The sequence below is a fragment of the Streptomyces sp. DS1-CR2 genome, assembly GCF_055760475.1.
In genome coordinates, this window is the sequence record NZ_CM147085.1 from 7,891,506 (window position 1) to 7,915,272 (window position 23,767).

Here is a 23,767-nt window from a genome sequence, read left to right on the forward strand (position 1 = left end):
TGTCGGCGCGGCGGGCGGTGGCCCGTGGCGTCGTAGCGTGGCCGCACTGCGGACGGCGACGGGCGTCGGCGCGCACGACCCGGAACCGTGGTGATGTGGCATGTGCTGGAGCGCGACGGCCGACCTCGTGGCGGGCACCGCGATCGCCGCCGCGGGAGCCGTCTGCGTCGCCCGGACCGTCCGCGCGCGACGGCCCCGCGACCTGCCGCTTGCCGCGCTGCCGCTGCTGCTCGGCGCCCATCAGATCGTCGAGTCCGTCTTGTGGCGGTCCGGCGGCGGGACGGGTCCCGCCACCGTCGCCTGGGCCGTGATCGCCCTCCCGGTCCTGGCGCTGTGGGTGCCCGCCGCGGTGGTGTGCGCGGCGCCCCGGCGCGCCCGCGGGCGGCTGCTGATCCCGCTCGCGGCCGGAGCCGTGACCGCGGCGGGCCTCGCATACGCGCTTGCGACCCGCACGGTCACGGCCGAGATCCGCGGTCACACCGTGGGGTACGCCCTCGGCCTGCCGCACGCCGGACTCCTGGTCGCCGGGTACCTCCTGGCCACGGCCGGCTCGCTGCTCCTGTCCGCCGACCGCGGCCTCGTGCTGCTCGGTGTGCTGGTCGCGGCTGGCGCGGCGGTGTGTGTCGCGCTGTGGCGGTGGGAGTTCATCTCCACGTGGTGCGCGTTCGCTGCCGTCTCTTCCGTCGCCCTCCTGTGGTGGACGGGCCGCAGCACCGATCAGCCGGTCAGAAGGCGTCCTCCGGAAGGTCGACAGCCGTCCGGTCCAGGGACTCGAGCAGGCTGAACTGCGCCTCGGTCTTGGGCAGTTCGTGCCGGAAGAAGTAGCGGCACGCGCCGCGCTTGCCCTCGTGGACGGCCTCCGTGCCGGGCGCCGCCGCGAGCAGCTGCTCCAGCCACATCCAGGCGACGACGACGTGCCCGACGGCTTCGAGGTAGACGCTCGCGTTGGCCAGGGCGGTCTCCGGGTCGCCGGTCGACCACAGGCGCTGGGTCACGGAGACCGCACGGCGTACGGCGGTGTCGAGCAGGACGCCGTACTCGGCCGCCTCTCCGCCGGCTTCGGCCGCGCGGGCGGTCGTCGCCGTGACGCGCTCCACGAGCAGGCGCAGGCCGGCTCCGCCGTCCATGACGACCTTGCGGCCCAGCAGGTCGAGACCGTGGATGCCGTGCGTGCCCTCGTGGATGGGGTTGAGCCGGTTGTCGCGGTAGAACTGCTCGACGTTGTACTCGCGCGTGTAGCCGTAGCCCCCGTGCACCTGGATCGCGAGACTGTTGGCCTCCAGGCACCACTGCGAAGGCCAGCTCTTGGCGATCGGGGTGAGCACGTCGAGCAGCAGCCGGGCCTCGGCGCGCGCCTCGGGGGTGGCGCCGGTGTGCTGCTCGTCGAGGAGCCGGCCGCAGTACAGAGTGAGCGCCAACGCGCCCTCCACGTACGCCTTCTGGGCCAGGAGCATCCTGCGGACGTCGGCGTGCGCGACGATCGGGACCTGCGGGGCGGCCGGGTCCTTGCCCGCGAGGGGGCGGCCCTGCGGGCGCGTGCGGGCGTAGTCGAGGGCGTGCAGATAGCCGGTGTAGCCGAGGGCGGTGGCGCCGAGGCCGACGCCGATCCGGGCCTCGTTCATCATGTGGAACATGTAGGCGAGCCCGCGGTTCTCCTCGCCGACGAGGTACCCGACCGCGCCCGGCGCGCCGCCCGGCCGGTGGACGCCCTCACCGAAGTTGAGGAGGGTGTTCGTCGTGCCCCGGTAACCCATCTTGTGGTTGAGGCCGGCAAGAACCACGTCGTTGCGCTCGCCCAGTGAACCGTCTTCGCCTACAAGGAACTTGGGGACGATGAACAGCGACAGGCCCTTCACGCCGGGCGGCCCGTCCGGGGTCCTGGCGAGCACGAGGTGCACGATGTTCTCCGACAGTTCGTGCTCGCCGCCGGAGATCCACATCTTGTTCCCGACGAGCCGGTACGTTCCGTCGTCCTGCCGCTCGGCCCGCGTACGGACATCGGCGAGCGACGATCCGGCCTGCGGCTCCGAGAGGCACATCGTGCCCATGAAGCGGCCCTCCACCATGGGGCGTACGAAGGTGTCGATCTGCTCCTTCGAGCCGTGCGCGAGGACGAGGTTGGCGTTGCCCATCGTGAGGAACGAGTACGCGGACGTGCCGACGTTCGCGGCCTGGAACCAGGCGAAGCACGCGTCGGCGACCACCGACGGCAGCTGCCCGCCGCCCACCTCGTAGTCCATGGCGCCCGCGATGAGCCCCGACTCGCCGAGCACCCGGAGCGCCTCCTTCACCTCGGGGATGATGTGCACCCGCTCCCCGTCGAAGGTGGGCTCCTGCGCGTCGTTCTTCTTGTTGTGCGGGGCGAAGTGCCGCGTCGCGATCTGCTCGCTCAGCTCCAGTGCCGCGTCGAAGGTCTCGCGGGAGTGGTCCGCGTACCGCTCCCGGGAGGTGAGCGCGCAGACGTCGAGCCATTCGTACAGCAGGAACTCGAGATCGCGGCGGGACAGCAGCAGGGATGCCATGCGTTTACTCCAGGCGCACTGATGGTGACGGACGGTACCGAACCGCGGGGCCGACGGGCACCGCTCCATCAGCGTACTAAGCAGTTGCTTATTTCGGCCAGTGTCGGCCGGCAAGTGACGGGGGTAACGGCGCCGCGTGCCCCTGGGTAGTGTTCCGCCCGAAGGGGGAATGCCGTGACAGGGGAACCTGCGAGCCAGACCGTTCTGGACGACGGGCAGATCAGGCACCTCGAACTGATCCAGGCCGTCGTCGCGCGCATGGGCAACAACTCGTTCCTGATCAAGGGCTGGGCGCTGACCCTGATGGGTGCGTTGCTCGCCTTCGCCGCCGGGAACGGGAGCTGGACGGTGGCGGCCACCGGCTTCGTCCCCATCGTGGCGTTCTGGCTGCTCGACGGGTACTTCCTCTACAAGGAGCGGCTGTTCAGGCGGCTCTACGACAAGGTGCGGCGGCCGGGCGGCGGCATAGAGCCGTTCAGCCTCGACGCGAGCGCCGGCGCGGAGCGGGCCGGTGCGCTACGGGCCGCGGGTTCCCTGACGGTCGCGCTCTTCTGGTCGGAGGCGAGCAGCCCGAGGGTGAGGCGCGGGAACGCGGTGTGCCGGTAGCTCGGCAGATTCCGGGCCAGCTGCCGGGCGAGCAGGCCGAGTGCGTAGCGCGGCAGCAGCTCCTGGCCCGAGGTGAACTTGATGTATCCGAAGGGGTATTGGGACCCGAACTGCTCCATCAGGACGCACAGCAGCTCGCTGGTTCCACTGCCGCGCGGCCCGAGCAGCATGGTCAGCGGACGCTCCGCGGCGCGGTCGAGCGCGAGTGTCGACTCCACGAGCGAGACGATGCCACCGCGCCCTCGCACGCCGGTGACTGCCGAGTGCTCCGTCACGGCCCCTGCTCCCTCGTATCTCGGTGATCTGCAGGGCATCAGTGCAGCGAGAATGCCACAGGAGGCACTCCGTGGCGTCAAGTGTTCAGGTTTCCCGCGGAGTTGGCTGATCTTTGGCGGGAGCGGCTCGCTGCTGTTGCCGGTGCGGCTCCGATGTCAGGCGCCGCGCGGCGGTTCCACGCTGGCCAGCCACGAGGTGAGCAGGGACTCCAGGTGCTCGGCCTCGTCCCGGCCGAGGGCGGCCAAGAGGCGGCGTTCGTTGGCCATGTGCTCGCTGAACGCATCGTCGATCAGGTCCCGGCCCGCGGCCGTGAGGGCCACCACCCGGCCCCGGCCGTCCCCCGCCGCGCGGCGGCGCGTGACGAGGCCGCCGCGTTCGAGGCGGTCGATCCGCTTCGTCATCGCTCCGGTCGTGACCATGGTGTGCGCGGCCAGCTCGCCGGGGGCCCGCTCGAAGGGCTCGCCGGCGCGGCGCAGCGCGGCCAGGACGTCGAACTCGCCTTCGCTCAGGCCGTATCGCCGGTAGACGAGGCACAGCTGCTCTGTGAGCAGCGCACCCAGGCGGTGCAGGCGGCCGATGACTCCCTGGGGGGTGACGTCGACGTCCGGCCGCTCGCGGGCCCACTCGGCCTGGATGCGGGCGATGTGGTCGAGGGGTCGACCGGGGCGGTGGGGCCCGTGGGACTGTTCCGGGGGCATGACTTCACTATAGCTTCCATGGAAGCTACTCTGCGGTGGGCGATGGTCACGGCGATCGCTCCCGTGGCATGGGGAACGACCTACTTCGTCACCCACGCCTACCTGCCCGCGGGAAACCCGCTCTACGGGGCGGTGCTCAGAGCCCTCCCGGCCGGGCTGCTGCTCCTGGGGGTCCGGCGCGAGCTGCCCCGCGGATCGTGGTGGTGGAAGTCTCTCGTCCTCGGCGCCCTCAACATGGGCGCCTTCTTCGCCCTGGTCTACGTCGCGGCGCAACTCCTGCCGACGAGCACCGCCTCGACGATCATGGCGACGTCCCCGGTGGTCATCATGGCCATCGCCTGGGCGCTGCTCGCCGAAAGGCCCGGCCCGGCGCACCTCGTGGGTGCCGCCGTCGGGATCGTCGGCGTCTGTCTGATGCTGCTGACCGGGGCCGTGTCGGCAGCCCCCCTCGGAGTGCTCGCCTCGGTCGCGGCGATGGGCATGTCGTCCCTCGGCTACATCCTCGCCAAGCGCTGGAGCCACGCGTCCGACGTGCTCGCGTCGACGTCCTGGCAGCTGATCGCCGGAGGCCTCCTGCTGCTGCCGTTCGCCGTGATGGTGGAGGGGGCGCCGCCGTCGCTCGACGCGCCAGCCGTCCTGGGCTTCGGCTACGTCACCGTCGTGGCGACGGCGCTCGCGTTCGCCGCCTGGTTCGCAGGCCTGCGCCACCTGCCCGCCGCGACGGTCGGACTCGTCGGGCTGCTCAACCCGGTGACCGGGGTACTCCTGGGCACGCTCGTCGCGGGGGAGTCGCTCACCGCGCGCCAGGTCTGCGGCCTGCTCCTGGTCCTCGCCGGCATTCTCATCGGCCGGCGGGCACGCCGCGCCCCGAGGATCCGCGGCACCGCGGCAGCGGTGACGGTGCCCGCCCCCGCTCCGGAGGTCGGGCACCGTCATGAGTGAACTGCGGGCCTACACCTCCGCGATGGACCGTCCCGCCCAGTCCGGGGCCGGCTCGGTCAGCTCGGTGAGGCGCTCGCGGACCTCGTCGGGGAACGGCGCCGCGCGCCCCGCCTTCTGGTCGACATGTACGGCGAGCAGCTCCATCGTGGCGACCGGCTGGGCGTCCTCGGCCGGCTCCGCGCCCGGGGCCGTGACGACGTACAACTCGTGGGTGAAGCGGGCCTTCTTGGCCGCAGCGCCCAGGACCCGGGTCCGAACGGCGAGCGCCGCCCCCTCCGGGACGTCGCGCAGATAACGCAGGTGCGACTCGACCGTGTACAGGGAACAGCCGGTGGACTCGCGGTACCCGGAGTGCAGGCCCGTCTCGATCATCAGCGCGTCGGTGGCGTGCCCGAAGACGAGAACGTAGAACGCCTCGCTCATATGGCCGTTGTAGTCGATCCACTCGGCGCGCACGGTGCTGTGCAGCAGCGGCAGCGGCGTCACTGGCCCGCCTCCTTCCGGGCGCGGGGCAGGCGGCCTGTCGCGCGCAGTACGTCGATGACGCTCTGGTCGCGCTCGGCCACGAGGTCGGCGATGGTCCGCCCTGCCGCCGCGTCGTCGCAGCCCGCGACCACGGAGTCGTACAGCGCCTTGTCGAGCTCGGGGGCTTCGAGGCGGGTCCACGGGGACTTCAGCGAGGGGCCGAAGTGGTCCAGCATGTGCGCCATGCCGCCCTCGCCGCCCGCGAGCGCGAACGTCAGCATCGGACCCATGAACGCCCAGCGCAGGCCAGGGCCTTCGGTGATGGAGTCGTCGATCTCCTTCACCGTTGCCTCGCCGTTGGCGACCATGTGCAGGGCCTCGCGCCACAGGGCCTCCTGGAGGCGGTTGGCGATGAAGCCGGGCACCTCGCGGTCCATGGTGATGACGGACTTGCCCGCCGCCTCGTAGAAGCGGGAGGCCCACGCCACCGCCTCGGCCGAGGTCTGCTCGCCGCCGACCACCTCGACCAGGGGAATCAGGTACGGCGGGTTGAACGGGTGTCCCACGACGAGGCGGCCCGCGCCCTCGGCGTCCGTCTGCATGTCCGTCATCGGATAGCCGGACGTGGACGAGGCGATGACGACTCCGGGCGGCGTCGCGGCGTCCAGACGGGCCAGCAGATCGCGCTTGAGGTCCAGTTTCTCCGGGGCGCTCTCCTGGACGAACTCGGCGTCCGCCACGGCCTCTTCGAGGGTGGCCGTCACCGTGAGACGGTCCGTGGACGCCCCGTCCGCGAGGCCCAGCTGGGTGAGCGCGGGCCACGCGGCGTCGACGAGGCGGCGCAGCCGCTGCTCCGCGTCGGGCGCCGGGTCCCAGGCCGTGACGTCGTAGCCACGGGCCAGGAAGTGGGCGACCCAGCCGCCGCCGATCACACCGGCGCCCACACAGGCGACACGGCGTACGTTCTCGGGTTCGGTCGACGTCATGATCAGGCGGTTCCTTCCTGGGCGGCGGACGGGGTGCGGGGCTTGAGGCCGAGCTTGTTCCGGGCCTCGTCCGGGGTGGCGACGCGGGCGCCCATCGCCTCGACGATCGTCACGGCGCGCTCCACGAGCTGCGCGTTGGTGGCCTTGACGCCCTTGCCGAGATAGAGGTTGTCCTCCAGGCCGACGCGGACGTGCCCGCCGAGCACGACGGACTGCGCGACCCACGGCATCTGCATCCGGCCGAGCGCGAAGCTCGCCCACTGGGCGCCCTCCGGCAGCATGTTGACCATCGACTGGAGAACGCCCGGGTCGGCCGGCGCGCCCCACGGGATGCCCATGCAGAGCTGGAAGACGGTCGGGTCGTCGAGCAGGCCCTCGGCGAGCAGCTGCTTGGCGAACCAGAGGTGACCCGTGTCGAAGATCTCCAACTCGGGCCGTACGCCCAGCTCCTGGATGCACCGGGCACCCGCGCGGAGCATGTCCGGCGTGGAGACGTAGAGGTTGCTGCCGTCGCCGAAGTTGAGGGAGCCGCAGTCCAGGGTGCAGATGTCGGGGAGCAGGTCCTCGACGTGCGGGAGCCTTTCGAGACCGCCGACGAGGTCGGTCCCGGGCAGCTGCTTCAGCGGCTCGTCCGGGTCGATCACCAGGTCACCGCCCATCCCGGCGGTGAGGTTGATGACGACGTCGGTACCGGTCTCCCTGATCCGCTCGACGACCTCGCGGTACAGCCGAGGGTCCCGCGAGGGCGCTCCGGTCTCGGGGTCGCGTACGTGGATGTGGACCTCGGCGGCGCCCGCGTCCGCCGCCTCCACCGCGGAGCGGGCTATCTGCTCGGGGGTCACCGGCACGTGGGGGCTCTTGCGGACGGTGTCGCCGGCGCCGGTGAGGGCGCAGGTGATGATGACGTCCTGGTTCATGGGCATGCGGACATCGCTCCTTGGACCCGAAGGCCGTTGGGGGGAAGGGGGATGTGGGGATGTGGGGGTGAGTCAGTTCATGGGGGGGCGGGCGCGGTCAGGGTGCTGTCGACGTACGTGAGCAGTGCCGTGTGCATCGCTTCGGCGTCGGTGCCGGGGGCGCCGGGAGCCGTGGCGAGCACCTGGGTGGCCAGGCCGTCGATCAGGGCGGTGAGCGCGAGCGCCGCCGCCTCCGGGTCGACGGGTCTGAACGAACCCTGCGCGACACCGCGCCGCACCACGTCGGCGACGGTCTCGCGCCACTGCCGGTAGTACTCGGCGTGCAGGTCGCCGACCGCCGTGGAGCGGGCCGCCTCGGCCCACAGGTCCAGCCACACCGCCCACTGTCTGCGCTGCTGCACGGAGCGCGGCGTCTGGAGCGCTATGAGCTGGCGCAGCTCGTCGGCCGGGTCCGCCGCGTCGGCGGTGCGCGCCGCCCGGTGGGCGGTGTCCTCGTCCATGCACCACCGCACGGCCGCCTCGAGGAGTTCCGCGCGGCCGGGGAAGTGGTAGTGGATGGCGGCCGTGCTGGTCGCACAGGCCTCGGCGATGTCGGAGACCCGTACGGCGTGGAAGCCGCGCTCGGCGATCAGGCGGACCGTCTCGCGCACGATCTGCGAGGGGCGGCCGCCCTCGACCGGGACGGCGCCGCCCGCCGGGCGGGCCGGGGGCCGGTGCCGCGCGCCGAGCAGCCGGCCCGCGTCCACCTGCCCCTCGTCGGCGATCCGGGCCAGCTCGGCCGCCGTGAAGCGGCGCGTGCCGCTCAGGGACCGGGACAGCTTGGAGGGGTCCATGACGATCCGCCGGGCGAACTCGCGCTGGCTCACCCCGGCGGCGGTGATCACCTCCCGCACCCGGGCGGCGACCTCGTCTCGGTTCTCGGCTCCGTGTTCCACGGTCGACGACCCTAGCTGTGTGTTGAGCAGATCTCAACACGAGACCCAACATAGACACAGATCAGCCGGTGTATTGAGCTGCTGACCGGCGCATCAGTCAGCAGCTCAATACGCGCTCAACGGGACCAGCGGGCCTCCGCCGCCGCGGGCGCGCTCCGGGACCCGTCCGGCGCGACCGCCACGAGCCGCAGCCGCGTGACGGTCTCCGACGTGGCGGGCGCTGGAAGGCTCAGGCAGTACACGCCGACCAGCTGACCAAGCCCGGCGTGTGGTCCCACCACGAGACCGTGCAGGCCAGCGGCCCGACGGCGATCCCGGTGACGGCACACGGCCGCTATGTGCGGGTGTGGCCGGCGAGCGACAAGCCGGTGGAACTGAACATGGCGGAGGTGGAGGTGTACGGCAGGGCGCGCAGCTGACCTACCACGTGCGCAACTCGATCTCGGTCAGCAGGTCTTCCGGCAGGCGCTCGTAGTCCCGCCGCTTGGTCATGGCCAGCAGCCCCAAGACGCGTTCGGCGTAGCCGCCCGCCAGGGCCTCCATGCCGCGCAGCACCCGGCGGTACGTCAGCTCCAGCTCGGCGTCGGTCAGTTCCGCACCGCCGCTGAGCAGGAGGTGCAGCAGGTCGTGCGCGAGCGAGGTGGCCGGCTCCCCTTCCGTGGCCACGAACGTGGTCACGGAAGGGCCCAGCCACGCGAACACCGGGTCCATGACGTGCCGCACGAGAGAGTCGTTCGTCCCGCCGGACACCTCCATCTTGTGCCAGATCTCGTCCCAGTAGGGCCGGGACCAGCCGGGCCCGCCGTGACCCCGCGGGTAGCGGTAGAGCCAGTTCGCGTCGACCGGGTCCGGCGGCGCGGGCGCGCCGTAGCGCGGCGCGACGTGGAGCGTGCGACGGCCGTCGGCGTCCCAGGACCGGTGCAGGGTCATCGACAGGGCGAAGTCCGTCCACTGCTCCTCGTTGAGCGCCGAACGCCACAACAGGGCGTGCCGGTGCCAGGCACTGACCGGGTTCGCCGAGCCGGGGAACAGCTCGGCGGCCGTGGTGCCGCCCGTAAGCAGCAGGATGACCAGGACGAGATTGGCGCCGTACAGGCCGTGCCGTGACGCGACCCTCAACGTCGCGGGCCGGTAGGCGGGGTGCTGGTCACCGGTGCGGGTCTCGTGCTGGTCGAGTACGCGGATCAGGACCCGGCTGAGCCTGTCCCGCTCGGACGGCTCCATCCGCGCCGCCATCGCGCCGGCGAACCGCAGCATCTGGCGCCCGGACAGGGGCGCGTACGAGAGCAGGGCGTACGCCAGGTCGTCGTCCACGCGCTGGTCGCCGAGGGCGAGGGCGGGCCGGTTCTGCACGAGCGCGCTCAGCACGTGCAGCGCGAGCCGCACCGCCAGATACTCGCCGAACGTGGCGTGCAGGAACTCGTACGTCGCGAGGACGTGGCCGTCGCGCACCGACTGGGCGCGCTGCACGAAGTAGAACCGGCCGAGCGCGACCTCGGCGGCGCCGAGCGGCGTGCGGAACCCGGCGGCCGCGGGGGACGAGCGGCCCAGGAGCGCGGCCAGATCCTCTTCGAGCTCGGCCGCCGAGACCCACTGACGGCGCCGGTTGAGCAGGGCGAACGCGACCAGGGACAGGCGCTGCATCTCCAGCTCGGCGCGCTCGCGCAGGAGGTCGTCGGGCACGGCGTCCCCGCTCGTCTTGCCGACCTCGCGGCGCGCGAAGGAGAACAGGAGCTCCTCGTACAGATCGGCCTCGTCCAGCGGTTCGCCGCCGTCGCGCTGCAGGCCGTTGCCCGCCACGTCGTACAGGGCCAGCATCGTCAGGAGCAGCGGCTGCGCCGCGAGCGCCGCGTGCCGGGACACCACCTGCCACGACAGCGGGCGCAGGCCCCTCGCCGTGAACCCGGCCGCGTTGGCGTCGTTCCACACCGCGAGCCACTGCTGGATCTGCGTGGCGCGGAACGGCTCGAGGCGCAGCGCGACCATGCCGTCCGGGTAGCGCGCGCGGTCGGCGACGGACGTGCGGCTGGTCACCAGGGCCAGCAGGGGACGGCCCTGTTCCGACTCGCGCTCCTGGAAGCGGGCCACCCGCACCAGGAAGTCGTTGTGGTGCACCCCGGTCGTCTGCAGCAGCTCGTCGAACCCGTCGAGCAGGAGCACCGGGACCGCGCCCCCGGCCGAGCGGACCAGATCGGGCCACGTGACGCGCTCGCCGGTCGCGGCCCGCACCGCCTGCTCGATCTGCTCCTGGAGGTCGTCCTCGGCTCGTACGTCGCGCAGCGGCACCCGCACCGGCAGGAATCCGGCCGCGGGGAGCCGCGCCGCGAGCACCCGCGTCAGGACGGACTTGCCCGCGCCGGGCTGCCCGAGCACCAGCAGGGGAGTCCGCTCCTGCCCCGCCGAGGTCAGCGCCCCGGCGAGATACCGGGTCAGGTCCTCGCGCACCGGGGCCCGCTCCCACCACGCCTCGTCCGCAGGCCCGTGCTGCCCGGCCACCGGCCGCACCCGGAAGTCCGGGTCCAGATACATCTCCTCCAGGGCCGGTACGCGGATGCCGTCGGGCGCCGACGCCGCGTCCAGGACCGGACGGGAGAGCGCTGCCTCGTGGGAGCGGGCCAGGGCGGCCGCGACGTCCACGGGAGGCCGCGCGTGCGATGCCGTACCGGCCAGCAGCGCCTCGATCCCCGCGAGGGCCCGCCGGACACCGGCCCGCGTCGCGCGGTGTTCTGTCTGCGTCGCCCAGAACCCGAACTCGGGTGCCTGCTGGGCGAGTTGGGCGTACAGGCTGTCATAGTGGACACACGCCGCACCCGGCAGCGCACCCGTCAGGGCCCGCTCCGCCGCAGCCCGCCCCGCCGGTGTGAGCGTGTCCCACACCGCAAGGCCCGCCACGAACCGCACAAAGCGCCCGGACAGGGCCGTGTACCAGTCGCGGAGCTCCCGCGCCACGTCCTCCGGCGCGAGGTGCGGCGCAGGGAACGGCGCGTCCACCGCGGCGAGGGCCCGCGCGAAACCGGCGTCCGGTTCCCCCGCCCCGACCAGCGACAACTGCTCGCCACGGGTCATGCGCACCGCGTCGAGGGAGAACGGAAGGTCCTGCTCCGCGAGCGCCTCGAACCAGCCGAGGACCACGACGACCGTGTGTGCGGCCCGCAGCACCTCGCCCCGCTCGACCCGCCCGTCCGCCGCCCCGAGCCGCGCCCCGACCCCGCGCACCGCGTCACGGCCGAGCCCCAGGAGCCGGCCCCGCGCGTCCGCGATACGGAGGATTCCGTCGCTCACGCCGCCCGTCGCCACGGCCAGCACCCCGCCGAGCGACCGGTCGAGCGCCGCGAGGCGCGGCGGGTCGGCGCCGAGCAGCACCAACGCGTCCGACAACGACAGCAGCCTGCGCGAACCCACCCGAACCCCCCATGGATCATGTGCGGACGGCCGCCACTCTGCCAGGGCACGAGGCCGGGGTCCATCGAGCACGGTGCGTAAGCTGTGCGACACCGAGTGCGCACCGTTCCCCCAAATGGCTTACCGTGTGGGCCGTGGACAGTCAGGGGAAGCGGGCGGTTCGGCTGCGCCTGACCGGGGCCGCGGCACTCGCCGCCGTATCGGGAGCGGCGGGCTCGTGGGCGTACCTGCGGGCCGGTGGGTCCGCGGGCGACGTGGTGCGAGACCTCTCCGTGGGCTGGGCGTACGCGGCCGCGGGGATCGTGGCCTGGCGGCGCAGGCCCGCCAACCGGACCGGCCCCCTGATGATCGCCGAGGGCGTCACCTGGTTCTTCGGGAACCTCCAAGGCACCTCCGTACCCGCCCTGTTCGCGTTCGGCGCCTGGTGGGAGGCGCTGAACATGGCGATCCTCCTGCACCTCATCCTCTGCTTTCCCGAGGGCCGCCTCACGACGGTCCTGACCCGGCGACTGGTCCAGTTCGCGTACGGGCTCGTCGCGGTCGGCGGCCTGCTGCGCACGCTCCTGTTCGACCCGGCACAGGCCACCGGCGCGACGTATCTCGACTGCGTGGGCTGCGGTCCGAACGCCCTGTTCATTCCCGGCACCCACGACCTCTTCGGCCCCGTCGACACCGTGTACCACGCGCTCGGCTGGGTCATCTCCGCCGGCGCCGCGGTGGCCGTGGTGCAGCGCTGGCGGCACGCCTCGGCCGCCCGCAGGCAGGCGCTGCTCCCGGCCTGGATCGGCATCGCCGTCGCCGTCGTGTTCCTGATGTGGGACATGCTCTTCTACGTCGTGCCGTGGTTCGGCCACGTCGGCGACACCGGTGAGCAGGCCGTCTATCTGCTGTCCGACCTCGCGCAGGTCGCCGTGCCGTTCGCGTTCCTCGCCGGACTGCTGCGCATGCACCTCCAGCGCGCCGAGGTCAGCGGCCTCGTCATCGAGGTCGGCACCGACCCCGACCCGGCCCGGCTGCGCGAGGCGCTGGCCCGCGTCCTGGGCGACCCGACGCTGAGGCTCGGCCTGTGGCGGGAGGAGCGGGGCGCCTACGTCGACGGCTCCGGGCGTGAAGTGACGGTGGACGGCCCCGGCCGCACCCCCGTCGGCGCGGCGGACGGCCGCCCACTCGCGCTCCTGCACCACGACCCCGCGCTCATGGACGACCCGGAACTCCTCGCATCGGTGGCCGCCGCGCTGCGCCTCGCCCTGGAGAACGTGTGGCTGCGCTCCCGCGCCAGGGACGTGAGCACGCGGATCGTGGAGGCGGCCGACTCCGAACGCAAGCGCCTGGAGCGGGATCTGCACGACGGGGCGCAGGCCAGGCTGGTCTTCGCCCTGATGGCGCTGCGACGTGTCGAACGTGGCCTCGCCGACCATCACGACGCCGCCCTGCGCGCGTCCGTGACCGAGGCGGAGTCCAGCCTCAGGCTCGCCATCGAGGAACTGCGCGGCCTCGCCCACGGCCTGCACCCGGCGGTCCTCACCCGCGAGGGCCTCGGCCCCGCGCTGACCGCGCTGGCCAGGGAGGCGACCCTGCCGGTCGTCGTCGCGGCCGAACCCCGGCGCTACGACGCGGTCGTCGAGTCGACCGCCTACTTCACGGTGTGCGAGGCCCTGTCCAACGCGGCCAAGCACGCCGGTGCCCGCGCCGTCAGCGTCTCCGCGACGCACCACGACGGCCGGCTCGTCATCGAGACCGTCGACGACGGAGTCGGGGGAGCGGACAGCGCGCGCGGCAGTGGCCTGCGCGGCCTCGCGGACCGGCTCGCCGCCGTCGACGGAGTGTTGCATGTACACAGTCCCGCCGGTGGCGGGACCAGAATCAGGGCGGAGCTTCCGTGCGGGTGATCGTTGCCGAGGACTCGGCGCTGCTGCGGCAGGGGATCGTACGACTGCTGTCGGACGACGGTTTCGAGGTGTCCGCGGAGTGCTCCGACACGGGGCCCCTCCTCGCGCTCGTCGCCGAGCACCGTCCGGATGCCGTGCTCCTCGACATCCGCATGCCGCCGACGCACACCGACGAGGGTCTGGTCGCGGCGGCCGCGATCCGCGCGGCGCACCCCGGCACGGGCGTGCTGCTGCTGTCCCAGTACGTCGAGACGACCGACACCGTCAGGGCCCTGGCCGAGCAGCCCGAGGGCTTCGGCTATCTCCTCAAGGAGCGCGTCGCCGACATCGACGAACTCGGCGGAGCGCTCAAGCGCGTGGCGTCCGGCGAGACGGTCCTCGACCCGCTCGTGGTGGCCAAGCTCATGAACACCCCCCGCCCCACGAGCCCTCTCGACGACCTCACCGGCAGAGAGCGGGATGTGCTGGCCCTGATGGCCGAGGGCCACTCGAACGAAGCGATTGCCCAGCGTCTCGTCATCGGCGGAAAAACGGTGGAGACGCACGTACGGAACGTCTTCGGCAAGCTGCGCCTGGAACAGGATCTGCTCGAACACCGGCGCGTGCGCGCGGTGCTGACCTACCTGCGCGCCTGACCCCGCCCGTGCACGCGGAGTGAAGAGGTCCCGGCTGGCCGCTCCGAAGGCGACGTCGTCCCCCGATTTGCCCCCGTGGCTCCCCCGTACGTCGACTGCGGAGCGGTGCCGGTGAACTCAACTCTAGGCAGCCCGCGCGCCCGGGACATCAGGGCCAGCCCTGAGATCCGGAGTAATTGCTACCGGAACCGGGCGACGGGGCCGAAGCGCGAGCTCAGCGGGCTGCGCAGCGCCCGACCACCGCACCCGCGCGGTCGATGCAGAGTACATCGACTTGGACGGGCGCGCCCCGCAACACGCGCAGAGCCTCGTCGCGGGCGGTCGCGGCCACCAGGTCGCCGAGCGGCGGCCACAACTGGAGTGCCGCGAGGCCCGTGTTGGCGTCCGCCACCGCCGCCGCGACCTCCGCGCCCGCGCCCGCCTCGGCCGCGAGTCCGGCGAGGAACGACTTGTCGACCTGCGAGCGCGCCGAATGCAGATCCAGATGCCCGGCCGCGAGCTTCGACAGCTTGGCGAATCCGCCGCAGATCGTGAGCCGGTCGACGGGATGCCGGCGCACGTACTTGAGGACGGCGCCCGCGAAGTCACCCATGTCGAGGAGCGCGTCCTCGGGCAGTCCGTACTCGGCGACGACGGTCTTCTCGGACGTCGACCCGGTGCAGCCCGCCACATGCGTGCGCCCGGCGGCCCGCGCCACGTCCACACCCCGCCGGATCGAGTCGATCCACGCGGAGCAGGAGTAGGGCACCACGATGCCCGTCGTCCCCAGTATGGACAGCCCGCCGAGGATCCCGAGCCGCGGATTCCAGGTCGACCGGGCGATCTCCTCACCGTGATCGACGGACACGGTGATCTCGACGTCACCGCTCCCGCCGTGGCGCTCGGCCACGGCCGCGACGTGGTCCCGCATCATCTGCCGCGGCACGGGGTTGATCGCCGGTTCCCCGACGGCGAGGGGCAGCCCGGGGCGGGTGACAGTGCCGACGCCCGGGCCCGCCCGGAACGCGACGCCGGACCCGGCGGGCAGCAGCCGCACCGACGCCCGCACCAGCGCGCCGTGTGTGACGTCCGGGTCGTCGCCCGCGTCTTTCACGATGCCCGCCATGGCGTGCTCACGGGTCAGCTCCTCGGCCGCCAGCGCGAACGCGGGCGTCTGCCCCTTCGGCAGCGTGATCGTCACCGGGTCCGGGAAGTCGCCGGTGAGAATCGCGGTGTACGCGGCCGTTGCCGCACCCGTCGCACAGGCGCCGGTCGTCCAGCCGGGCCGCAGCCCGGTGTGCTTGAGTTGGGCGCCGCGTCCGCCCTTGGCCTCGCCCGGCTCACCCATGAAGGGACCCCGTACCCGTGCACGTACTGATCCTCGGCGGCACGACCGAGGCCCGCCGCCTCGCGGAGGCCCTGACCACCGGCCACCCCGGATGGCGCGTGACGAGCTCGCTGGCCGGCCGGGTCGCCCGGCCTCTGCTGCCCGCGGGCGAGGTGCGCAGCGGCGGTTTCGGGGGAGCCGATGGCCTGGCCCGCGCGCTGCGCGAGCTCCAGGTGGACGCGCTCATCGACGCCACCCATCCTTTCGCCGGGACGATCAGTTTCCACGCGGCACAGGCCGCGGCCACCGCCCATGTTCCCCTGCTGGCACTGCGCCGCCCCGGCTGGGTCCCCGCACCGGACGACGACTGGCACCACGTGAACTCCCTGGAGGAGGCGGCGACGGTACTGCCGTCCCTGGGCGCCCGAGCGTTCCTGACGGTGGGCCGGCTGGGCGTCCCGCCCTTCGCGTCCATCGACGACGTCCATTTCCTGATCCGCTCGGTGGACGCTCCCGAGCCACCGCTGCCCCCTCACTCGGAGGTCCTGCTGGACCGGGGCCCGTTCACGCGGGAAGGCGAACGAGAGCTGCTCCGGACTCGCGACATCGACGTACTGGTGACGAAGGACAGCGGGGGAGAGGCCACGGCCCCGAAGCTCGTCGCAGCGCGAGAGGCGCGCATCCCGGTCCTGGTCGTACGACGACCGGAGACGCCGGAGGGAGTGGCTGAGGTGGGATCGGTGGCGGAGGCGGTGGAGTGGGCGGGGGTTGTCCAGCGCTGAGCCCGGCACCATCCAGCCCGTCCGGCGTTTGAGGGCGAGCCCGAAGGGCGACAGTGGGGGACCGGGGGCGCCGCCCCCCGGGGCGTGCGGCCGAACCCTATTCCACCGCACAAGCAACCGCGTTGACCGCCGCCGCGGCCATCGCACTGCCGCCCCGGCGCCCCCGCACCACCAAATACTCCAGCCCCAGTTCCCCCGCATGCTCCACCAGCGCGTCCTTCGACTCGACCGCCCCCACGAACCCGACCGGAACCCCGATCACCGCGGCGGGCGGCGCCGCCCCCTCCCGCACCAGTTCCAGGAGCCGGAAGAGGGCCGTGGGCGCATTGCCCACAGCAACCACCGCCCCGCCCATCCGCTCCCGCCACAGCTCCAGCGCCGCGGCGGAGCGCGTCGTGCCGAGTCGCTCGGCGAGCGCCGGAACCGACGGGTCGGACAGCGTGCACACCACGTCGTTGTCCGCGGGCAGCCGCTTGCGGGTGATGCCGCTGGCCACCATGGACACGTCGCACAGGACGGGTGCGCCCCCGCGCAGCGCCTCACGGGCACGGACCGCGACGTCCGGCGAGTACGCGAGGTCGCCCGCCAGGTCGACCATCCCGCACGCATGGATCATCCGGACCGCGACCTGGGCCACCTCCGCGGGCAGCCCGCCGAGATCGGCCTCGGCGCGGATCGTGGCGAAGGACCGGCGGTAGATCTCCGCCCCGGACTTCTCGTACTCGAACGCAGTGCTCACGGCGGGGAGCCTATCCAGCGGTGCCCACTTCACAGGTGCGGGGCCCGGGTCTATAGTCCAAAACTAGCAGTGCTAATTAACTTCCCCCAGGAGCCGCACGTGCGTCCCGTCCACTTCGCCGCCGCCCGCCGCACCCCGATCGGAAAGCTGCGCGGGTCCCTGTCCACCGTGCGCCCGGACGACCTCGCGGCCGGTGTCATCCGCGGCCTGCTCGCCGGTGTGCCGGAGCTCGACCCGGCCCGGATCGACGACGTCTACTGGGGCGCCGCGAACCAGGCCGGCGAGGACAACCGCAACATCGCGCGCATGGCCGCCCTGCTCGCGGGCCTGCCCGAGTCCGTACCCGGCGCGACCGTGAACCGGCTGTGCGCCTCCGGACTCGAAGCCGTCACCACCGCCGCCCGGACCGTCGCCTCCGGCGAGGCCGACGTCGTCCTCGCGGGCGGCTCCGAGTCCATGAGCCGCGCCCCCTTCGTGCTCCAGCGCCCCGACGAGGCGTTCCCGCACAAGATGGAGACGTACGACACACGCCTGGGCTGGCGGCTGGTCAACCCGAAGATGAGGGAGCTGCACGGCGTCCTCGCCATGGGGGAGACCGCCGAGGAGGTCGCCGAGCGCTACGACGTCCCACGCGAGCGCCAGGACGCCTTCGCGCTGCGCAGTCACCACAACGCCGCCGAGGCCCGCAAGAACGGCCTTTTCGACGCAGAGATCCTCCCCGTCACGCGCCCGGACGGCGTCGTCGTCGACCAGGACGAGTGCATCCGCCCCGACACGTCCCTGGAGAAGCTGGGCACGCTCAAGCCGGTCTTCCGCAAGGGCGGCACCGTCACCGCGGGCAACGCCTCACCCATGAACGACGGCGCCGCCGGCCTGCTCCTGGTCAGCGAGGAAGCCCTGCACGACCTCGGCCTCGAATCCCTCGGCCGCTACGTGGCAGGAGCCTCCGCCGGAGTGCACCCCGACGTCATGGGCATCGGCCCAGTGCCCGCCACGCAGAAGGCGCTCGCCCGCGTCGGCTGGTCCGTCGCCGACATCCAGGAGGCGGAGTTCAACGAGGCCTTCGCCGCCCAGGCCCTCGCCTGCGTCGACGCCCTCGGCATCGACCCCGAGCTGGTGAACCCCACCGGCGGCGCCATCGCGCTCGGCCACCCGCTGGGCTGCTCCGGAGCCCGCATCCTCACCACCCTGCTCCACCGCATGCGCCGCACCGGCGGCTCGCGCGGCCTCGCCACCATGTGCGTCGGCGTCGGCCAGGGCTCGGCCGTCCTCGTCGAGCGCTCCTGAACTCCCGCACACCGTAAGGAACTCGAAGAAGACGAGCAGCAGGTTCACCGGCCGCGCGGCCGTCGTCGACCTCACGGCCGAGCGCGCCGAGGCCACCGTCCGACTGACCCCGGGAGTACGCGCAGGGGGGCGGCGTCCCAGCATGCGGCGCCCCCTGACGCCCACCAGATAGATGGGTTTAGCATCTGTCCCCGGTATGTACTCCATAACCCTCTGGGAATTCGCCGCGCTGGCCGCCGCGGCCGTGCTCGTCGGATTCTCGAAAACGGCCGTCAGCGGCGCCAACACGGTCAGCCTCGCCATCTTCGCGGCGGTCCTGCCGGCCCGTGAGTCCACCGGCATCCTGCTGCCCGTCCTCATCGCCGGCGACATCCTCGCCGTACTGACCTACCGAAGACACGCCCACTGGCCCACCCTGTGGCGCCTCTTTCCGGCCGTGGCCGGGGGAGTGGTCCTCGGCACGCTGTTCATGGTGTGGGCCGACGACGCCATGGTGCGTACGTCGATCGGGGCGATCCTGCTCCTGATGGCCGCCGTCACGGTGTGGCGCAGACGCCGGGAGGACGCGCCGGCCGTCGAGGAGACCGCGAGCCGCGCGGGCCGCGCGAAGGCCCGCTCCTACGGCGTGCTCGGCGGCTTCACCACCATGGTCGCCAACGCCGGCGGGCCCGTCATGTCGATGTACCTGCTCTCGGCGGGCTTCCGGAAGCTCGGCTTCCTGGGCACCTCCGCGTGGTTCTTCCTCATCGTCAACTCGGCCAAGGTGCCCTTCAGCGTGGGCCTCGGCCTGATCAACGGGCGCTCCCTGCTCCTCGACGCCGCACTCGTCCTGTTCGTCGTACCCGGCGCGTTCATCGGCAAGGCCTGCGTGCACCGCATCAACCAGCGGCTGTTCGAGCGGCTTGTGATCGCGGCGACGGTGGTCGGCGGGGTGCAGCTCCTGCTGCGCTGAGCCGCCGTCACGACTTCGGGTGTGGCCCTCTGCGGGTTGTGGGGGCCTGGGCGAGCAGTTACGGGTGGAGTCGGGGGGCGTTTGTTGCTGCGTCCAGGGTGGGGGGTTGGTTTTCCACCTTCGTGGCCAGCGTTGTCGCCCAGGTTTCCAGGGATGTCAGGTCGATTCCGTGCGGGGTGGGTCGGGCCGTCGCCTCGCGCCAGGTGGTGAGGCCCGTGGCGCCGCGGCGCAGGAGGCGGGCGCCGCCCGCCGTGTTGCCTCGGGCCGCGTGCGTCAGGCCTACCGCCAGCTGCGCCAGGGCGCGCCACAGGCCGCTCTCCTCCTCGGGGCCCGACTTCCACGCGTCCTCGAACACCTCGTGGGCGTGGAACGGCCGGCCCGCGTCGAGCAGCGCCTGCGCCTCCGCGACCGTTTCCTCGGGAGTGCGCACCACGCCTTCCGGCTGCCGCGCCACCCCCTCCGCGCCGTACGGCAGCGGACGGCCGAGGCCATCGCGGGGGCGCGCGTTCCGGGCCCGCCCCTCCTCGTCACGGTCGCGGTTCCGGCCACTGCTCACGTCACTCATGCCTCGATTGTCCCGCGCCGGCGCCCGGCCGTCCCGAGCGGTCCCGCCGTCGCCCGCGGCCCATCCCACCGGCTACGGACCACCACTGAGCTTGGGGTATTGTTCTTTCTGCGCCGCCAAGCGGAAAACCGCGGGCGGCGCGACCGGGACGTGGCGCAGCTTGGTAGCGCACTTGACTGGGGGTCAAGGGGTCGCAGGTTCAAATCCTGTCGTCCCGACGGTTAGCAGTTTGCATTGCAGGTCAACGGCTGGTTCGAGGTTCTCGAACCAGCCGTTGTCTGTTGTGACCGGCTGAGAGCACACGTGGCCCCGGCTCTTTTCCGCCTTGGTGGACAACACCACGGTCGTCCTGACCAACTCCCGTGGCTGGTCTGAGGAAGGGGATGGACCCATCGGGCACGCCATCGCGCCGGCTGCTGCGGGCGCTCGACATGGACGTGGTGGGCGCAGGCCGCGAACCGGCCACGGACGAACCGGACTTCGGACCGGTGCACGGCCGCGACGCTCCACGCCGCAGTCGCCGACGCGGACTACGTGATGCTCGCGGCCCGCTGACCCGGCAGACCCGCGGCATGGTCGACGCCGCGACATCACACCGGGCTGGGGTGACGGTCACCCCAGCCCGCGCCCGCTCATCCTGAGTGAGCCACCGGCGCCTGGGATCACTGTGCGGCCTTCAGCCTGGTGCGCAGCCGGCGCCCGGCGCTGAGGATGTGCTCGCTCAGCATCGCAACCGCCTGATCCGTGTCGCGCGAGCGGAACACGCGGACCAGGTCGGCGTGGGAGGCGACCGACGGGCGCAGGTCGCGGTCCTGGGTGTTGGTGACGTCCAGGAGGGCCGCGAACACCGGCCGGTACTGCTCCCATGCCGCCCACAGGCGCCGGTGCTGGGCGAGTTGGTAGAACGTGGTGTGGAACTCCAGGTCCGCCTCGGCGAACGCGGAGGGGTCCTTGTCGTCCGCCGCCTTCGCCATGACGGCGACCCTCGCATCGAGGTGGTCGGCCGCGGCGGGGACGTCGGCACGCTCGATGGTGCGGGTGAGGGCCAGTCGCTCCATGGACGCGCGGAGCGTGAACAGTTCGTCGATGTCGTCCTCGTCGAGCCCGGTGACGAAAACCCCGCGCCGGCGCGACTCCACCAGACCTTCGGACTCGAGGCGGCGCAGCGCGTCACGGATCGGGCCGCGGCTGACGTCGAAACTGTCGGCCAGGGCGCCCTCCACGAGATGTGTGCCCGGCTCCAGTTCGCCCTTGACGATCCGCATCCGAAGCTGGTGCGCCACGCGTTCGCCCAGCGGCAGCTGCCGTATCTGATCCACTGCCAGCCGGTCCACGCCTGGTCCTCCTCGCCCCTGGGCGGACGCACCGTGCTCGCGCGCGTCCGCCCCACTGTCAACGGTCAACGGAAAGCCACTATGCCACCGTCCCGGGGCCGGACTTGTCCAGCCTCAGCGGCTGCACCTTCGGGAGCAGGAACGCGTACGTCGCCGCGCCGATCAGCGCTACGCAGCCGGCCGTCATGAGGGGCACGGTGAAGGAGCCGTTGCTGCCCATCAGCACGCCGAGCAGCAGCGGGGAGACGATGCCCGCGATGTTACCCGCGGTGTTCTGGATGCCCGCGATCGATCCGACGTGGCCGGGGGTGGGTGCGACGTCGCCGGGAAGCGACCACACACTGGCGGCGGCGAACGTGGAGCAGAAGTACGAGGCGGACAGCGCCGTCAGCGCCATGCCGACGCTCGGCGAGACTACCGCGAGCGCGATGACCGAGGTGCCGAGCAGACCGCCCACGAGACAGATCTTGCGGGCCTTGGTGACCGGCGTTCCGCGGCGCACCAGCCAGTCGGAGACCAGCCCGCCGCACCAGCCGCCGACCATCGAGGCGAGACCCGGCACCATGCCGAGGAAGCCGAACTTGAGCGTGGAGAGGTGGTACGTCTCCACGAGGTACGAGGGGAACCAGGTGATGAAGAAGTAGGCCACGAAGTTGACGCAGAAGAAACCGAGCATCATCGCCCACACCACGCGGAAGCGGAACAGGTCGCGCCACCGGATCGCGGTCTGCTCGGGGGCGTCCCCGGTGTCCTGACCGGCCTTGATGTAGTCGAACTCCGGCTTCTTGAGCTGCTTGTGGCGCTCGGGGTCGCGGTAGTACAGCCACCAGCCGAATGCCCACAGGACGCCGAGTCCGCCGGCCACGAGGAAGGCGGCGCGCCAGCCGAGGCCGGCGACGACCAGGGCGACCAGGGGGATGGACAGCGCGCCCCCGACGGCGTTGCCGTTGTTGAACGTCGCCGAGGCGAAGCTGCGCTCTCCCTTGGGGAACCACTTCGCGACGACCTTGGCGCTGGCCGGGAACGAGGGGGCCTCACCGAGGCCCAGGACCATACGGAGCGCCACGAGCATGCCGGTGCCGCGGGCGACGCTCATCAGCGCGGTCGCCACGCCCCACCACAGGCTGGCGAAGAAGAGGGCGACGCGCGGTCCGACGCGGTCGGCCAGCCAGCCGCCGGGCATCTGCCCGAAGGCGTACGTCCAGAAGAACGCCGACATGATCAGGCCGGACATCGTCGAGGAGATGTGGAAGTCCTCGCTGATGTGGGGCAGCGCCACACTCAGGGTGGCCCGGTCGATGTAGTTGATCGTGATGCCGGCGAAGAGCAGACCGAGAACGGCGAAACGGACCCGGCCGGTGCGGGGGCGGGGGCCGGTGGTGTGCGGGGAGTCGGGGCCGGCGGCGGAGGGCCGGGTTCCAGGCTGGGTAGACGTCACTGTGTACCTTGCGTTCCTGGGGCAGGGACTGGGGCGGGGATAGGGACGGGCGGCAGGTTCAGCCGCGGGCCTGGTCCGGCGAGACGCCGTTGACGACGGCGCGCGGGGACTTGCCGGACAGCACGAGGTCGAGGCTCTCGATCACGGAGGCCCGCAGGTTGTCGTACGCCGTGTAGGTCACGCCCGCGGAGTGCGGGTTGAGCAGGACGTCCGAGCGGCCGCGCAGCGGGGAAGCGGCGGGCAGCGGCTCCTCGGCGAACACGTCGAGGGCGGCACCCGCCAGGCGGCCAGAGTCCAGGGCCCGGGCTACCGCCTCCTCTTCGAGCACACCGCCGCGGCCGGCGTTCAGGACGTACGAGCCGTGCGGCATGCGCTCCAGCAGTTCGGCGCCCGCTGCACCGCGCGTCTGCTCGTTGAGCGGCATGTGGAGGGTGAGTACATTGCTGCGCTCGGCCAGCTCCTCCAGACCGACGTACTCGCGGTCGGGGTCGCTCGGGTACGGGTCGTGGACCAGGATCTTGGCGCCGAAGGCGTCGAGGCGGCGGGCGACGGCGCGGCCGATGTTGCCGAAGCCCGCGATGCCGACGGTGAGTGAGGAGACGTCGGGGCCGCGCAGGCCGTCGGGGCTCCATTCGCCGCGCTCGACCTTCTCGTGGCCGAGGGCGTAGTGGCGCAGCAGGTACAGCAGGGCACCCACCGTCCAGTCGGCGACCGCGTCGGTGTTGAAGCCGGGCAGGTTGGCGACCGGGATGCCGCGCTCGGCGGCGGCGAGGTGGTCGACTCCGTCAAAGCCCACCGCGACCGACTGGATCAGCCGGCAGTGCGGCATCGCGTCCATCAGCTCCGCGGTGATACGCCGCTCCTTCTCCAGCGGAGCGAGGACGACCGTAGCTGTCGACAGCGTCTCAAGGCGGTGGCGCGGGTCCTCGCCGGGGCCGATCTCGGAGATGCGCAGATCCGGGTGGCCGGGGAGCAGTCGGCGCAGTTCCGCGGGGCCGAGGTCGTTCAAGTGATAGAGGCTGACGAGGTGTTCGGGCTGAACGGGCATGGTGCGCTCCGACGTGAAGCGGGGTCGGCGGCGACCCCTGCGG

22 protein-coding genes and 1 tRNA gene are annotated in these 23,767 nt (G+C 72.3%); 10 read left to right on the forward strand and 13 right to left on the reverse strand.

Going from position 1 to position 23,767, the window contains the following annotated elements; genetic code table 11:
- Positions 1-100: 100 nt before the first annotated feature.
- Complete coding sequence (locus ACY0PA_RS36860; protein ID WP_473081735.1) at positions 101-784, forward strand: DUF6629 family protein; 684 nt, start codon at positions 101-103, stop codon at positions 782-784.
- Here ACY0PA_RS36860 and ACY0PA_RS36865 read toward each other — a convergent pair.
- A complete protein-coding gene (locus ACY0PA_RS36865; protein ID WP_473081736.1) occupies positions 726-2,522 on the reverse strand; it encodes an acyl-CoA dehydrogenase in 1,797 nt (598 codons plus the stop codon). The genes ACY0PA_RS36860 and ACY0PA_RS36865 overlap by 59 nt on opposite strands.
- A gap of 174 nt (positions 2,523-2,696) precedes the next feature.
- On the opposite strand from ACY0PA_RS36865, the gene ACY0PA_RS36870 reads away from it, so the two are divergent.
- The gene (locus ACY0PA_RS36870) at positions 2,697-3,128 is read left to right on the forward strand and encodes a hypothetical protein (protein WP_473081737.1); all 432 of its coding nucleotides are present in this window, start codon (positions 2,697-2,699) and stop codon (positions 3,126-3,128) included.
- A 431-nt stretch (positions 3,129-3,559) separates the two neighbouring features.
- Here ACY0PA_RS36870 and ACY0PA_RS36875 read toward each other — a convergent pair whose 3' ends face one another.
- Complete coding sequence (locus ACY0PA_RS36875; protein WP_473081738.1) at positions 3,560-4,102, reverse strand: MarR family winged helix-turn-helix transcriptional regulator; 543 nt, start codon at positions 4,100-4,102, stop codon at positions 3,560-3,562.
- Positions 4,103-4,120: 18 nt separating this feature from the next.
- On the opposite strand from ACY0PA_RS36875, the gene ACY0PA_RS36880 reads away from it, so the two are divergent.
- Positions 4,121-5,044 (forward strand): EamA family transporter, encoded by a 924-nt coding sequence (locus ACY0PA_RS36880; RefSeq protein ID WP_473081739.1) that lies wholly within the window; start codon positions 4,121-4,123, stop codon positions 5,042-5,044.
- Positions 5,045-5,053: 9 nt separating this feature from the next.
- On the opposite strand, the gene ACY0PA_RS36885 is transcribed toward ACY0PA_RS36880, so the two are convergent.
- The 4 genes from ACY0PA_RS36885 to ACY0PA_RS36900 all read right to left on the reverse strand — a co-directional run bounded on the left by ACY0PA_RS36885 (position 5,054) and on the right by ACY0PA_RS36900 (position 8,347).
- Positions 5,054-5,530, reverse strand: coding sequence for a thioesterase family protein (locus tag ACY0PA_RS36885; protein ID WP_473081740.1), 477 nt, complete (start codon positions 5,528-5,530; stop codon positions 5,054-5,056).
- Positions 5,527-6,495 (reverse strand): 3-hydroxyacyl-CoA dehydrogenase NAD-binding domain-containing protein, encoded by a 969-nt coding sequence (locus ACY0PA_RS36890; protein WP_473081741.1) that lies wholly within the window; start codon positions 6,493-6,495, stop codon positions 5,527-5,529. Before ACY0PA_RS36890 ends, ACY0PA_RS36885 begins: the two co-directional genes overlap by 4 nt.
- 2 nt (positions 6,496-6,497) lie before the next feature.
- Positions 6,498-7,418 carry a beta-keto acid cleavage family enzyme gene (locus tag ACY0PA_RS36895; RefSeq protein WP_473081742.1) on the reverse strand — a complete coding sequence of 307 codons (921 nt, stop codon included), beginning with the start codon at positions 7,416-7,418 and terminating at the stop codon, positions 6,498-6,500.
- A 71-nt stretch (positions 7,419-7,489) separates the two neighbouring features.
- Positions 7,490-8,347: a TetR/AcrR family transcriptional regulator gene (locus ACY0PA_RS36900; protein WP_473081743.1), complete on the reverse strand. Its 858-nt coding sequence runs from the start codon at positions 8,345-8,347 to the stop codon at positions 7,490-7,492.
- A 266-nt stretch (positions 8,348-8,613) separates the two neighbouring features.
- Here ACY0PA_RS36900 and ACY0PA_RS36905 point away from each other — a divergent pair, with 266 nt between their 5' ends.
- On the forward strand, positions 8,614-8,766 hold the full coding sequence (locus tag ACY0PA_RS36905) for a hypothetical protein (RefSeq protein WP_473081744.1): 153 nt from the start codon (positions 8,614-8,616) through the stop codon (positions 8,764-8,766).
- Position 8,767: 1 nt separating this feature from the next.
- On the opposite strand, the gene ACY0PA_RS36910 is transcribed toward ACY0PA_RS36905, so the two are convergent.
- Positions 8,768-11,749: an NACHT domain-containing protein gene (locus ACY0PA_RS36910; protein ID WP_473081745.1), complete on the reverse strand. Its 2,982-nt coding sequence runs from the start codon at positions 11,747-11,749 to the stop codon at positions 8,768-8,770.
- A gap of 134 nt (positions 11,750-11,883) precedes the next feature.
- Between ACY0PA_RS36910 and ACY0PA_RS36915 the strand changes: the two genes are divergently transcribed.
- Together ACY0PA_RS36915 and ACY0PA_RS36920 are read left to right on the forward strand one after the other, a co-directional pair.
- Positions 11,884-13,638: a sensor histidine kinase gene (locus ACY0PA_RS36915; RefSeq protein ID WP_473081746.1), complete on the forward strand. Its 1,755-nt coding sequence runs from the start codon at positions 11,884-11,886 to the stop codon at positions 13,636-13,638.
- Positions 13,635-14,273: a response regulator gene (locus ACY0PA_RS36920; protein ID WP_473086545.1), complete on the forward strand. Its 639-nt coding sequence runs from the start codon at positions 13,635-13,637 to the stop codon at positions 14,271-14,273. The genes ACY0PA_RS36915 and ACY0PA_RS36920 overlap by 4 nt, the downstream gene beginning before the upstream one ends.
- A 214-nt stretch (positions 14,274-14,487) precedes the next feature.
- On the opposite strand, the gene ACY0PA_RS36925 is transcribed toward ACY0PA_RS36920, so the two are convergent.
- Positions 14,488-15,600: a cobalt-precorrin-5B (C(1))-methyltransferase gene (locus tag ACY0PA_RS36925; RefSeq protein WP_473081747.1), complete on the reverse strand. Its 1,113-nt coding sequence runs from the start codon at positions 15,598-15,600 to the stop codon at positions 14,488-14,490.
- Positions 15,601-15,617: 17 nt separating this feature from the next.
- Between ACY0PA_RS36925 and ACY0PA_RS36930 the strand changes: the two genes are divergently transcribed.
- Positions 15,618-16,361, forward strand: a complete 744-nt coding sequence (locus ACY0PA_RS36930; RefSeq protein ID WP_473081748.1) for a cobalt-precorrin-6A reductase — start codon at positions 15,618-15,620, stop codon at positions 16,359-16,361.
- A gap of 97 nt (positions 16,362-16,458) precedes the next feature.
- Here the strand turns inward: ACY0PA_RS36930 and ACY0PA_RS36935 are convergent, their stop codons facing one another.
- Positions 16,459-17,100 carry a precorrin-8X methylmutase gene (locus ACY0PA_RS36935; RefSeq protein ID WP_100592895.1) on the reverse strand — a complete coding sequence of 214 codons (642 nt, stop codon included), beginning with the start codon at positions 17,098-17,100 and terminating at the stop codon, positions 16,459-16,461.
- A 99-nt stretch (positions 17,101-17,199) separates the two neighbouring features.
- Between ACY0PA_RS36935 and ACY0PA_RS36940 the strand changes: the two genes are divergently transcribed.
- A complete protein-coding gene (locus tag ACY0PA_RS36940) occupies positions 17,200-18,387 on the forward strand; it encodes a thiolase family protein (RefSeq protein ID WP_473081749.1) in 1,188 nt (395 codons plus the stop codon).
- A gap of 196 nt (positions 18,388-18,583) precedes the next feature.
- The gene (locus ACY0PA_RS36945; protein ID WP_469987763.1) at positions 18,584-19,339 is read left to right on the forward strand and encodes a sulfite exporter TauE/SafE family protein; all 756 of its coding nucleotides are present in this window, start codon (positions 18,584-18,586) and stop codon (positions 19,337-19,339) included.
- Between the two features lie 58 nt (positions 19,340-19,397).
- Here ACY0PA_RS36945 and ACY0PA_RS36950 read toward each other — a convergent pair whose 3' ends face one another.
- Positions 19,398-19,904 carry a DUF309 domain-containing protein gene (locus tag ACY0PA_RS36950; protein WP_473081750.1) on the reverse strand — a complete coding sequence of 169 codons (507 nt, stop codon included), beginning with the start codon at positions 19,902-19,904 and terminating at the stop codon, positions 19,398-19,400.
- A 144-nt stretch (positions 19,905-20,048) separates the two neighbouring features.
- Here ACY0PA_RS36950 and ACY0PA_RS36955 point away from each other — a divergent pair.
- A tRNA-Pro gene (locus ACY0PA_RS36955) sits at positions 20,049-20,122 on the forward strand.
- 444 nt (positions 20,123-20,566) lie between these two features.
- Here ACY0PA_RS36955 and ACY0PA_RS36960 read toward each other — a convergent pair.
- From ACY0PA_RS36960 to ACY0PA_RS36970, 3 genes are all read right to left on the reverse strand, one after another.
- Complete coding sequence (locus tag ACY0PA_RS36960) at positions 20,567-21,238, reverse strand: GntR family transcriptional regulator (RefSeq protein WP_473081751.1); 672 nt, start codon at positions 21,236-21,238, stop codon at positions 20,567-20,569.
- A 79-nt stretch (positions 21,239-21,317) separates the two neighbouring features.
- On the reverse strand, positions 21,318-22,676 hold the full coding sequence (locus ACY0PA_RS36965) for an MFS transporter (protein WP_473081752.1): 1,359 nt from the start codon (positions 22,674-22,676) through the stop codon (positions 21,318-21,320).
- A 58-nt stretch (positions 22,677-22,734) separates the two neighbouring features.
- Positions 22,735-23,724, reverse strand: a complete 990-nt coding sequence (locus ACY0PA_RS36970) for a 2-hydroxyacid dehydrogenase (RefSeq protein ID WP_473081753.1) — start codon at positions 23,722-23,724, stop codon at positions 22,735-22,737.
- Positions 23,725-23,767 lie beyond the last annotated feature (43 nt).

Coding starts and splice junctions, on each gene's coding strand:
- ACY0PA_RS36860 (WP_473081735.1), top strand. CDS start 101: ATGTGCTGGAGCGCGACGGCCGACCTCGTGGCGGGCACCGCGATCGCC.
- ACY0PA_RS36865 (WP_473081736.1), bottom strand. CDS start 2,522: ATGGCATCCCTGCTGCTGTCCCGCCGCGATCTCGAGTTCCTGCTGTAC.
- ACY0PA_RS36875 (WP_473081738.1), bottom strand. CDS start 4,102: ATGCCCCCGGAACAGTCCCACGGGCCCCACCGCCCCGGTCGACCCCTC.
- ACY0PA_RS36880 (WP_473081739.1), top strand. CDS start 4,121: ATGGAAGCTACTCTGCGGTGGGCGATGGTCACGGCGATCGCTCCCGTG.
- ACY0PA_RS36890 (WP_473081741.1), bottom strand. CDS start 6,495: ATGACGTCGACCGAACCCGAGAACGTACGCCGTGTCGCCTGTGTGGGC.
- ACY0PA_RS36895 (WP_473081742.1), bottom strand. CDS start 7,418: ATGCCCATGAACCAGGACGTCATCATCACCTGCGCCCTCACCGGCGCC.
- ACY0PA_RS36925 (WP_473081747.1), bottom strand. CDS start 15,600: ATGGGTGAGCCGGGCGAGGCCAAGGGCGGACGCGGCGCCCAACTCAAG.
- ACY0PA_RS36945 (WP_469987763.1), top strand. CDS start 18,584: ATGTACTCCATAACCCTCTGGGAATTCGCCGCGCTGGCCGCCGCGGCC.
- ACY0PA_RS36950 (WP_473081750.1), bottom strand. CDS start 19,904: ATGAGTGACGTGAGCAGTGGCCGGAACCGCGACCGTGACGAGGAGGGG.
- ACY0PA_RS36970 (WP_473081753.1), bottom strand. CDS start 23,724: ATGCCCGTTCAGCCCGAACACCTCGTCAGCCTCTATCACTTGAACGAC.